This window comes from Ewingella sp. C233 (genome assembly GCF_055407225.1).
On sequence record NZ_JBUZRI010000001.1, the window covers coordinates 2,622,028 to 2,633,650 of the forward strand.

Here is an 11,623-nt window from a genome sequence, read left to right on the forward strand (position 1 = left end):
TTATTGAAATCTGAGTCGTGAGTCAATAGCGGGAAAGTGCGATTGCTGCTTTTCTCATCAACCTGTTGATTTTAGGATTTTTTGCACCGGTTTCATCCTCTGCAAATCCACCGGTGCCCTTCTGTTCCTTTTACGGACGGACTAAATCGTCACCATAGCCAATCCACTTATAGGTCGTCAGGGCTTCGAGTCCCATTGGGCCGCGGGCGTGGAGTTTTTGGGTGCTGACCGCCACTTCTGCGCCCAGACCAAACTGGCCGCCGTCGGTGAAGCGGGTACTGGCATTGACGTACACCGCCGAGGAGTCCACTTCATTCACAAAGCGGTCGGCCTGGCTGATGGAGCGGGTGAGTATCGCGTCGGAGTGCTCGGTGCCATAAGCGCGGATATGCGCGATGGCGGCGTCGATGTCAGCCACCACCGTCACGTTCAAATCCAACGACAACCATTCGTCCTGATAATCCTCTTCCGTCACCGCGATGACTGTCGCCGGGCCATTTTGCAGATGCGGCATCGCCGATTCACTGGCGTGCAATGTCACACCGGCCGCATGCATTTTGGCACTCAACTCTGGCAGGAAACGGGCCGCAATAGCCTGATGCACCAGCAGAGTTTCGAGGCTGTTACAGGCACTTGGGCGCTGAATTTTAGCGTTTTCAATCACGGTCAGCGCTTTAGCAAAATCGACACTTTCATCAACAAAGGTATGACACACGCCAATGCCGCCGGTGATCACCGGAATGGTCGATTGCTCACGGCACAGTTTGTGCAGCGCCGCGCCACCGCGTGGGATCAGCATGTCGATGTATTTATCCAGACGCAGCATCTCGGCCACCAGCGCGCGGTCCGGGCTGTCGATGGCCTGCACCGCCGCTTTCGGTAATCCGCACTGCTCCAGTGCCTGCTGAATGACTTTCACCGTCGCCTGATTGGTATGGTGCGTCTCTTTGCCGCCGCGCAAGATAGCCGCGTTGCCGGTTTTCAGGCACAGGCTGGCGACGTCGATGGTGACATTAGGGCGCGCTTCATAAATTACGCCGACCACGCCGAGTGGCACCCGGCGGCGTTCGAGCCGCAGCCCGCTGTCCTGGTTTGAACCATCAATCACCTGCCCGACAGGGTCGCTCAGGCGGCAGACGTCGCGCACATCGCTGGCAATCGCGGAAAGGCGCGCAGGCGTCAACAGCAGGCGGTCCAGCAAGGCTTCGGTCATGCCGCTTTCGCGGGCAGCAGACATGTCCATTTCGTTAGCACTGATGATGCTCTGGCTGTTGGCCTCAAGCATATTGGCAATCACCAGCAGCGCACGGTTTTTCTCGGCGGTGCTGAGGGTGGAAAGCTGGTAGGCGGCCTGTCTGGCGGCCTTGCCCATTTCATTCAACATGGGTATTTCCTTCAAAAATGCTTAACTGACAATCATGTCGTCACGGTGCACGGCAACCGGGCCGTACTCGTAACCGAGAATATCGCTGATCTGCTGGGAGTGGTGACCGGCAATCATGCGCATGGCGTCGCTGTTATAGCGGCTGACGCCGTGGGCCAGGTCACGCCCGGCCAGGCTGCGGATGCGGATCACTTCCCCGCGTGAGAAATCGCCTTTGACGTCGCGGATGCCTTTCGGCAGCAGTGAACTACCGCGTTCTAGCATCGCGGCCACGGCGCCGTCATCGATGGTGATCTCACCCGCCGGTGGAGCGCCGAAGATCCAGCGTTTGCGGTTTTCCAGCGGCGTTTGCATGGCATGGAAACGGGTGCCAACGGAGACGCCGTTGATCACATCGCTAATTACGCCTGGCAGGCTGCCTGCAGCGATGATGGTATCAACACCGGCGCGACAGGCAACGTCAGCGGCCTGTAGTTTGGTGGCCATGCCGCCGGTACCAAGACCGGATACGCTGTCACCGGCAATGCCACGCAGGGCGTCGTCGATAGCGGTGACTTCACGGATTAACTCGGCCTGCGGATTTGTCCGCGGGTCAGCGGTGAACAGGCCCGGTTGGTCGGTCAGCAGCAGCAGTTTATCGGCCCCGGCGAGAATCGCCGCCAGCGCTGACAGGTTGTCGTTATCACCGACTTTAATTTCGGCGGTCGCCACGGCGTCGTTCTCGTTGATCACTGGAACGATGTGGTTATCGAGCAACGCATTCATGGTGTCGCGCGCATTGAGGAAACGTTCGCGGTCTTCCAGATCGGCACGGGTCAGCAACATCTGGCCGATGTTGATGCCATATATGGAAAACAGCTGTTCCCACAATTGAATCAGACGGCTTTGTCCGACGGCGGCCAGCAGCTGTTTGGAGGCAATGGTGGCGGGGAGTTCGGGGTAGCCCAGATGTTCGCGCCCGGCGGCAATCGCGCCCGATGTCACGATAACAATTCTGTGCCCTGCCGCATGTTGCTGCGCGCACTGGCGAACCAGCTCAACAATGTGAGCCCGGTTAAGACGGCGGGAACCGCCGGTGAGCACGCTGGTGCCCAGTTTTACCACCAAGGTCTGGCTGCCACTCATATTCATTCTGCCGTTTGAAATAGAAATCTTAATGAGAGTTTAAATGAAGAGGTGGGCTGTTGTCTTTGGAAAAGGAGAGAAGCGTTATGCCCGGAGGCATAACGCGACTAAGCAGAGCTTATGCGGGGTGAAGCATGAATGTCAGGCTGACAGCTTCAAAGGTTTGTCGCCAAAATCTTCAGCAGGTTCGAGCTTTAATGACATATCAACAATCATGGCGTTGAGGTTCTTGTGGAAACCGCGCAGCGTGGTCTCCAGCTTCTCGCGAACTTCAGCATCCTTAATGTTTTGCACCTTCCAGATCCCGTCTTTATCAAACAATCCAAAGTGATAAACATAAGTAAAACGTTCAGCTTCAGCTTGCAGTTCAATCCACCAGCCCCAGAACTCACGCTTCTCGGGTGCAGGCTTTACGTTCACACAGACCGCCAGACAGTCGAAAAAAAAGCGATCGTTCTCGCATTTTCCTTCACGGATATAAGGCCCCAGAGTACCGAAACGTTTCATTAGCCGGCTTTTAGGATGACCACTTGGTAACGTCATAGTACAACCTCCATAAGTAGGTCATCATTTGTAGCAAAACGTTAAGAATTAGCAACTGTTAAGTTATCGCATTCTCGCCGTAAGCCAGTCACAAGTCTCATGTAAAGCACGGTCAAAGCTGCTGAAAAGCGGTTCGGCTTTGATGCTTAGCAGCTTGCCGTCGGCCGAGGAGTCCGCAATTAGCCTTGATTCTTCCTTAGGACTGAACGGATCGTTCTCCCAGTAACCGGCCAAAATTGGCGTAGAGGTGCGACGACCGAGCAAACCCTGCGTTTTCAGAGAATATCGATTAAGCTCAGTCTTCAGTAAGCTGTCCGATGCGCTCGACATGCCGAGACGGCTGGCGAGCACGTCCATGTACATATCTGGTACTTTTTCCTGACATTTGGTGTCGCAGAGCAGCGTATGCACCAGCGCACCGAGCGTTGCCACCGCACGCACGCGGCGGGGTTCGAGATAGGCCAGGCGCACTGCCACGTTAGCGCCAAAGCGGAAACCGACCAGACTGACTTTGGTGGCATCTACCCAAGCGACGTTACTCAACTGAGCCAGCACCTGCTGATGCAGGAAACTGGTGTCCTGGGTGAGTTTCCACTTGGCGGAAAACCCGATCGACGGCATGTCGATAGTCAGCATAGCGACGCCACGTGGTGCCAGATATTCACGGAACAGACGCTGATGATCGCACTGTAAGGTGTCCAGACCACCGCACACCATGACCGTCGGGAACGGGGCTTTGCCTTCGTTCGGCAAGTGCAGAAACCCGGTGATCGGCGCCCCGCCCTCGATGGCAAAGTCGATCTCTTTCAGCTGATACGGCGAATGCAGCGCCGACTGTTCAAAAGCTTTGTTGGCCAGCACTTCGGCCTGCTCCGCCAGCGTGTCGCCTTTCAGGTGCGGGTAACTGGCGATGCTGTACAGGTTGGCGGCGTTGAGCCAGTACTGACTGGCAAGCGCGACATCTTCCATCTCCTGCGCTTTTTGTTGCCAGGCCATCGCCTGCTGTGTCCACTCATAAATCCAGTTGCCGCTGCGGTAACCAATCACGGTATCGAGCAGGCGTTCATCGCTGTGTTTGGAGGTCGAAACTGCGATGCGTGACAGCACTTCTTCTACCTCGATCGGATCCACGCCGCGCCACAGCCACATCAGGCGGTTGATGGTGCGGTACCAGCAAGGTGCAGAGTCGCCCTCCAGCGCAGAGTGCAGCGGACTGTGATGGTGTTGAACGCGGTGAACCAGCGTCGAGGTTTCAGGGTACTTAAAGGTTGGTTTGAACAGTTTTTCCGTAAGGTTGACGGGTGCCATGGTGCAATATCCTCCGTTTGCAAACTGTGAGAACGCAATTCTGCCCTCTTTATATAGGGAGTACGTTGCGGGAAGACAAGGGAGAGGTCAAGCAGGATGGGACTGTTGTTAAAATCAAAGGCTGGTAAAACCTAAACAAAACGCCCGGCAATTAACCGGGCGTTTTTGAAGAATTGCGAAGAAACTACTTTCCTACTAATGGGGGCACAAACACCACGCCCATATCCCACGGCTGTTCAATCCAGGTGTCCTGTGGGATGTCGATCACATAATCGTCAACCAGCGGTGCGCCGGCAGGTTTGGCGAAAATGGTGATGAAATGGGCTTTCGGGTACATCTCACGAATGGCTTTCGCGGTACCGCCGGTATCCACCAGATCATCAATCACGATGAAGCCTTCACCGTCACCTTCTGCGCGTTTCAGCACATGCATATCGCGCTGATTGTCATGGTCGTAACTCGAGATGCAGACGGTATCAACGTGACGGATACACAGTTCACGCGCCAGCAGAGCCGCAGGAACCAGGCCACCACGGCTGACAGCGATAATGCCAGTCCACTGTTCTGCCGGCAGCAGGCGCTTTGCCATGGTGCGGGCGTGGATTTGCAGCATGTCCCAGGTTACAACGTATTTTTCGCTCATATAGGTGTCCCAGCCAGTGAATTGACGGCTTCTAAAAATGTATTCGGGGGAAAAAAGGTTGCGCCGGATTATAGTGAGTCCGGCTAACAAAAACCAGCGATTATCTGGAATCCCGCGCCCAAAAAAACCGGATTTTCTCCCCGCGCACGCGCACGCGCACAGGTTAAGATTAAGTGATATTCTGTCAGGCCACTCGCTACAACGTCTGGCGGGGATTACTTAACCTTAAACCTACAGTTTCTCAATCAGTTCACCTGCACATAGCACCTGACTGAGCCGACTGTTACAGGAGACTTATAGTGTCTGAACTGTCTCAACTTTCGCCACAGCCGCTGTGGGATATTTTTGCCAAAGTCTGTTCCATTCCGCACCCTTCTTACCATGAAGAAGCCCTGGCGAAACACATTGTTGAATGGGCGCAGGAAAAGGGTATCCACGCTGAGCGTGACGAAGTCGGTAACATCCTGCTGCGCAAACCTGCCACCCAAGGTATGGAAAACCGTAAAGCCGTGGCGTTGCAGGCTCACCTCGACATGGTGCCGCAAAAGAACAACGACACCGTTCATGATTTCACTAAAGATCCGATTCAGCCGTTTATCGAAAACGGTTGGGTAAAAGCCCGCGGTACTACGCTCGGTGCTGACAATGGCATCGGTCTGGCCTCTGCGCTGGCAGTCCTGGCGGATGATTCCGTTGAGCACGGCCCGCTGGAAGTGCTGCTGACCATGACCGAAGAAACCGGCATGGCGGGTGCATTCGGCCTGCAACCGAACTGGTTACAGTCTGAGATCCTGATCAATACCGATTCAGAAACCGAAGGCGAAATCTACATGGGTTGTGCGGGCGGGATCGACTTTACCTCCACCCTGACGCTGACCCGCGAAGCCGTGCCTGCTGGCCACACCACCCTGAAGCTGACGCTGAAAGGACTGAAAGGCGGTCACTCCGGCGCTGAAATTCATCTGGGTCTGGGCAACGCCAGCAAACTGCTGGCCCGCTTCCTGACTGAGCATGCTGATCCCCTCGGCCTGCGCCTGCTGGACTTCACCGGCGGTACCCTGCGCAACGCCATTCCACGTGAAGCTATCGCGACGCTGGCTATTGCAGCAGACAACGCTGACGCCCTGAAAGCGGCGGCACAGGAGTTTCTGGCAACGATTCAGTTTGAATTGTCTGCCGTTGAGAAGAAAATCGCCCTGGTGGTTGAAGCGGCAAACAGCGACGCAAAAGCGCTGAACGCTGACAGCCAGAGCCGTTTCCTGGCGCTGCTGAACGCAACGCCAAACGGCGTTATCCGCATGAGCGATGACGTGAAAGGCGTGGTCGAAACTTCCCTCAACGTGGGCGTCGTGACCATGACCGACGGCGAAGTGGCGATCAACTGCCTGATCCGCTCACTTATCGATAGCGGTAAAGAGTACGTGGTGAGTATGCTGGATTCACTGGGCAAACTGGCGGGCGCGAAAACACTGGCAAAAGGCAGCTACCCTGGCTGGAAACCTGAACCAAGCTCACCGGTCATGACGCTGGTGCGTGAAACTTACCAGCGACTGTTCGACAAAACCCCGAACATCATGGTGATCCACGCGGGTCTGGAGTGCGGTCTGTTTAAAAAGCCGTATCCGGATATGGACATGGTTTCCATCGGGCCGACCATCACCGGGCCACACTCGCCGGATGAGCAGGTACATATCGAAAGCGTTGGCCTGTACTGGCAACTGCTGACGGCGCTGCTGAAAGCGATTCCTGTACGCAGCTAAGACTCGATCGATCCCCTGAATCATTCGAGCTGTATCACAAAACCTGCTCTAAGCAGGTTTTGAACGCTGCTTGCGTTGGAGCCCCAGGAATGAGGCTCATAATCTCTGGAAGCATATATAAATATGTGACCGGGGTTTGCGCAGGCAACCCACGCAGAGACAGTTTGAAGGATGACGGGGATCACTCCCACGGCAATAACAACTGCCGTTCTATTTGCGGATCTTGAAGCGTCACATGTAACCCCACCAGCCTGACGCCGCGCCCCCCCCTTCTTTGTTCCCAGGCTTCCCGCGCCACTTTCAGTAAATCGTCTTTATTGAGTACGGGCCAGATGTGTTCTTGCGTGGTCTGCTGGAAATCATGAAACTTAAGCTTTACCCCCTGGCGCGCAATACGCAGCTCCGGACTGACTTTACTCAGACGCCTTTCCAGCTCCGGAAACAGACGTTCAATCAGCGCCACACACTCTTCCCAGCTGTGAATATCTTCTGCCAGCGTGCGTTCGACACCGACGGACTTACGCAGCCGCTCGGGCGAGACGTCCCGCTCATCAATCCCCTGACAGCGCTCCCACAATACACGGCCAAACTTACCGAAATTTTTCAGCAGTTGCGCCAGGTCATAACGTTGTACATCGCCACAGGTCACCAGACCGCGCTCCTGTAAACGCTGGGCAGTGACTTTCCCCACGCCGGGGATTTTACTCAGTGGCAGATCCAACAGGAACGCCGGCACCTGATCGGGGGTTATCACATACTGACCGTTGGGTTTGTTGAGTTCTGAGGCGATCTTCGCCAGAAACTTAATGGGTGCGATACCCGCAGATGCCGTGAGATTGATCTCGTCGGAAATTGCCTGACGAATTTCTGCTGCTATCAGCGTCGCCGAACCGCTGCAAAGCGTGGTGTCGGACACGTCAAGATAGGCTTCGTCCAGCGACAATGGCTCGATCAGGTGAGTATAGCGGGAGAAGATTTCACGAATATGGTTAGAGGCTTCTTTATAGGCTTCCATCCTGCCGGGGATCACTTTCAGGTGCGGGCAGAGTTTCAGGGCCATGCCGGTGGGCATCGCGCTGTGGACACCGAATTTACGCGCCGGATAATTCGCCGTACTGATGACCCCCCGGCGGTCGCGGCTGCCGCCAATGGCGATGGGGATATTGCGCAGGGAAGGATCGTCGCGCATTTCTACGGCCGCAAAAAAGCAATCCATATCGACGTGAATAATTTTGCGCATAACCCTCCCCCAATGACTGTATAAGTATACAGTCAAAAAGAGGTAATTCAAGTCAGCGATTTTTCATTCATCAGCCTGAGTCTGGTTAAAAACACCAAGCATTCACTTAGAAAATGAATAATGGAAAATTAAGATTAATTACTTATTTATAAACAGTTTTTGTGATGAATTTAATATTAATACAACAATCAGCCCGTATATTTCCAGAAAGCCCTCTTTCGCAAAATGGAACCCGCCACAATGAAAATGCCATCACGACTCCTGCTTGGTGCATTACTTTCCGGCTGCTTTTTGTCTACGGCCGCTTTCGCCTCGCCGGCTGCCCATGGCCCGCAGATTATCGCCCACCGGGGGGGTACCGCTGACGCACCGGAAAATACTCTTCCCGCCATTAAGCTGGCGCTGGAAAATAATGCAGATGCCATCTGGATCACCGTTCAGCTGTCAAAAGATGGAGTACCGGTGCTCTACCGGCCGTCTGATCTGAAAACCCTGACCAATCAACAGGGACCAATCTCGCAATATACGGCGGCAGAACTCGCCAAAATGGATGCAGGCTGGGCATTTGGCTCCGGCGATTCGCACCCATTTCGTGGTAAAAACATCGGCATTCCGACGCTGGAAAACGTGCTGAATGCGTTTCCTAAAACCACGTTCTATATTGATATTAAAACCCCGGACGCCGCCCCGGATGCCATGGCAGCGGCGCTGGAAAAAGGACTTCAAGAGACACACAGTCTGGCAAGAACCCGCATCTACTCGACCGATGCCAAATATCTCGACGCCCTGCCCGCCGACCTGCCGCGTTTTGAAAGCCGGGATGTCACCCGTACCGCACTCGCCAACATTACGATGGCCCATGAGTGCCAGATAAAACCGGAGAAGAAAATCCGCTGGTATGCGCTGGAAATGCAGCGAGATGTGGAAGTGGTGGAGAAGTTTACGCTCGGCGAAGCGCGCTCAAAAGCCACGCTCGAATGGGACAAAGAAGCGATGGATTGTTTTCGTTCACAGGGCGACGCACACATTATTTTAATTGGTATAAATAACCAAAAAGATTACCTACAGGCCAAAAAACTGGGCGCTAACGGCGTTATCGTCAACTCTCCGGCCGACTTCAAAACGATCCCACGCTAACCCTTACTTTTGCCCGGCGGCAACGCCGGGAAATCGCACGTATTGCGACACTTTGTCTGTATAAAAAACAACCTGAATCATTTTTTATTACTTTATAAGTGAAATTATTCTCAGCCCCATTGCTAAAAAAACCATCAGTATTAATATGGCAGCGAATCATGCATGTTATATGCCGATTGTATATCAGTGGCGGTCTTAAAGATCTTTGCATCTGTAGACAAAATAATCAGACCTATACCCACGTGTAATACGATGGGTAGCTTGTTAAGCAGGAAGAAGAATGATCAGAATCGCGCTGTTACTTGCGATGCTCCTCAGTTTACCTCTATTTACCCTCGGAACAGCGGCCGCCAGTGAGCCTGTCCCGGTAGATCAGGCACTTAAGCAAAAGCTCTTAGGCTCCCCCGTCTATATTCAAATCTTCAAGCAGGAACGTAAGCTTGAACTTTATGCCGAACTTCAGGGCGAATATCGCCTGATTGGCACTTACGGTATTTGTGATTTTTCTGGTGGTTTGGGTAATAAACGCCGTGAAGGGGATTTCAAAAGTCCGGAAGGTTTCTACAGCGTAGATATGCATCACTTAAAACCTGATAGCAAATTCTATCGCGCGATCAACATCGGTTTTCCGAATGATTACGACGTCGCACAGGGGTATTCCGGGAAATATCTGATGATCCACGGCAACTGTAAATCCATCGGCTGTTACGCGATGACCGATCAGTATATGGATGAGATTTTCACCTACGTGCAGGCCGCCTTCCAGTTTGGTCAGCGTAATGTGCAGATCAGTATTTACCCGTTCCGCATGACCGACGCCAACATGGCCGCGCACAGAAACTCTTCCTACATCAGTTTCTGGAACGAGCTGAAACCCGGCTACGACTATTTCCAGAAAAACCATACGCCGCCGAACGTAGTCGTCAGCGCCGGTAAATACGTGCTGACGCAACCGGTGAAAGTGAACCCGCTGGCATCACAACTGGCGTTCACCACAGTGAAATAAAGCGAACTCACCTGGAGCAATCTTGTTCCAGGTTTCGTTACCCGTCAGCGGTTGGGTAGCGATCACAGTGACGACATCATTAGGTGTCGTCTGCTGCTGAAAATCAATTTCCACATCCTGATCCAACAACGTTGCCTTGCCAAACGGTGCCCGCCGTGTGATCCAGTAGAGATTGGTCGAGCAATAGGCCATCACAAACCGTCCGTCCGACAATAGCATGTTAAACACGCCCTTCTGCCGTAACTCATCAGCCAGTGACGCAATATAGCGAAACACCGCAGGCCAGTTTCCCGGTGTGCGCGGATAGCGTTCGGTCAATTTATGCAGCAGCCAGCAGAAAGCAAATTCGCTGTCAGTCTGTCCGATCGGACGCAGCGTACCGGTATCAAGCTGGCGGTAACCGCGCAGCTGGCCGTTATGGGCGTAAGTCCAGTTGCGGCCCCACAGCTCGCGGGTAAACGGGTGGGTATTTTCCAGCGACACTTCGCCGCGGTTAGCCTGACGGATATGTGAGATCACCGCGCAGGATTTGATGGGGTATTCCTGGACCAGACGGGCGATGGGCGAATTAAAACTCGGATGCGGATCCTTAAAGGTGCGGCAACCATTACCTTCGTAGAAAGTAATACCCCAGCCATCTTTATGCGGGCCAGTCCCGCCCCCACGCTGCACCAACCCGCTGAAACTGAAACAGATATCAGTAGGAACGTTGGCGCTCATCCCGAGCAATTCGCACATCACCAGCCTCCTTAAACCCAAAGCATTAGGCTTTGGCCATCTCTTTTTCGATTAACAGAATCAGAATATGAATCACTTTAATGTGAATTTCCTGCACGCGGTCGGCGAAGCCGAAATGCGGTACGCGAACCTCCACGTCAGCAGAGCCATCCATCTTCCCGCCGTTTTTGCCAGTCAGGGTAATAACTTTCATACCTTTGGCACGCGCCGCTTCAATGGCTTTGATGACATTGGCAGAATTACCAGAAGTTGAGATACCAAACAGTACGTCGCCATTCTGGCCGACGGCTTCCACGTAGCGTGAGAAAATATGGTCGAAACCAAAATCGTTACCCACGCAGGAGATATGGCTGACGTCAGAAATAGCGATTGCCGGGTAGCCAGGGCGATTTTCACGGTAACGGCCGGTCAGTTCTTCAGCAAAGTGCATGGCATCGCAGTGTGACCCGCCGTTGCCGCAGGAAATCACTTTCCCACCCGCTTTGAAGGAATCCGCCAGCAGTACGGCAGCGCGTTGAATTGATTCAATGTTTGCCGGGTCGTTGATGAATTTGTTCAGCGTGTCAGCAGCTTCGTTCAGTTCACTACGGATAATATCCTGGTACATGGCAGCCTCTTTTTATGTCCGTTTGCAGCAATAAGATGTTCCGCCTCGCAGTGTAACGGATCGCCGAAACAGCGAGAAGCCATGAAGCGGTAATGAATCTGATAGTTTCTGTTTTTAACCCTTCGTGCTGTC

Annotated in this window: 11 protein-coding genes; 3 read left to right on the top strand and 8 right to left on the bottom strand. The window is 53.6% G+C overall.

Annotated features, from left to right (window positions below):
• Positions 1 to 130: 130 nt before the first annotated feature.
• The 5 genes from proA to gpt all read right to left on the bottom strand — a co-directional run bounded on the left by proA (position 131) and on the right by gpt (position 5,003).
• On the bottom strand, positions 131 to 1,384 hold the full coding sequence (gene proA, locus ACZRKO_RS11855; RefSeq protein ID WP_463737358.1) for a glutamate-5-semialdehyde dehydrogenase: 1,254 nt from the start codon (positions 1,382 to 1,384) through the stop codon (positions 131 to 133).
• A gap of 21 nt (positions 1,385 to 1,405) precedes the next feature.
• Positions 1,406 to 2,509, bottom strand: a complete 1,104-nt coding sequence (gene proB / locus ACZRKO_RS11860) for a glutamate 5-kinase (protein WP_463737359.1) — start codon at positions 2,507 to 2,509, stop codon at positions 1,406 to 1,408.
• Positions 2,510 to 2,650: 141 nt separating this feature from the next.
• A complete protein-coding gene (gene crl, locus ACZRKO_RS11865) occupies positions 2,651 to 3,052 on the bottom strand; it encodes a sigma factor-binding protein Crl (RefSeq protein WP_463737360.1) in 402 nt (133 codons plus the stop codon).
• Between the two features lie 63 nt (positions 3,053 to 3,115).
• Positions 3,116 to 4,360 carry an esterase FrsA gene (frsA, locus tag ACZRKO_RS11870; RefSeq protein ID WP_463737361.1) on the bottom strand — a complete coding sequence of 415 codons (1,245 nt, stop codon included), beginning with the start codon at positions 4,358 to 4,360 and terminating at the stop codon, positions 3,116 to 3,118.
• 184 nt (positions 4,361 to 4,544) lie between these two features.
• A complete protein-coding gene (gene gpt / locus ACZRKO_RS11875) occupies positions 4,545 to 5,003 on the bottom strand; it encodes a xanthine phosphoribosyltransferase (RefSeq protein WP_463737362.1) in 459 nt (152 codons plus the stop codon).
• Between the two features lie 299 nt (positions 5,004 to 5,302).
• Between gpt and pepD the strand changes: the two genes are divergently transcribed.
• Entirely contained in the window at positions 5,303 to 6,763 is a 1,461-nt protein-coding gene (gene pepD / locus ACZRKO_RS11880) for a beta-Ala-His dipeptidase (RefSeq protein ID WP_463737363.1), read from the top strand.
• 181 nt (positions 6,764 to 6,944) lie between these two features.
• Here the strand turns inward: pepD and dinB are convergent, their stop codons facing one another.
• Positions 6,945 to 8,003 (bottom strand): DNA polymerase IV, encoded by a 1,059-nt coding sequence (dinB, locus tag ACZRKO_RS11885; RefSeq protein WP_463737364.1) that lies wholly within the window; start codon positions 8,001 to 8,003, stop codon positions 6,945 to 6,947.
• 246 nt (positions 8,004 to 8,249) lie between these two features.
• On the opposite strand from dinB, the gene ACZRKO_RS11890 reads away from it, so the two are divergent.
• Together ACZRKO_RS11890 and dpaA are read left to right on the top strand one after the other, a co-directional pair.
• A complete protein-coding gene (locus ACZRKO_RS11890; RefSeq protein ID WP_463737545.1) occupies positions 8,250 to 9,140 on the top strand; it encodes a glycerophosphodiester phosphodiesterase family protein in 891 nt (296 codons plus the stop codon).
• Between the two features lie 280 nt (positions 9,141 to 9,420).
• Positions 9,421 to 10,146, top strand: a complete 726-nt coding sequence (gene dpaA, locus ACZRKO_RS11895) for a peptidoglycan meso-diaminopimelic acid protein amidase (RefSeq protein ID WP_463737365.1) — start codon at positions 9,421 to 9,423, stop codon at positions 10,144 to 10,146.
• Here the strand turns inward: dpaA and ACZRKO_RS11900 are convergent.
• Together ACZRKO_RS11900 and lpcA are read right to left on the bottom strand one after the other, a co-directional pair.
• Positions 10,117 to 10,884 (bottom strand): class II glutamine amidotransferase, encoded by a 768-nt coding sequence (locus ACZRKO_RS11900; protein ID WP_463737366.1) that lies wholly within the window; start codon positions 10,882 to 10,884, stop codon positions 10,117 to 10,119. The two genes, dpaA and ACZRKO_RS11900, sit on opposite strands and share 30 nt — an antisense overlap.
• A 25-nt stretch (positions 10,885 to 10,909) precedes the next feature.
• The gene (gene lpcA, locus ACZRKO_RS11905) at positions 10,910 to 11,491 is read right to left on the bottom strand and encodes a D-sedoheptulose 7-phosphate isomerase (protein ID WP_463737367.1); all 582 of its coding nucleotides are present in this window, start codon (positions 11,489 to 11,491) and stop codon (positions 10,910 to 10,912) included.
• Positions 11,492 to 11,623: the final 132 nt, after the last annotated feature.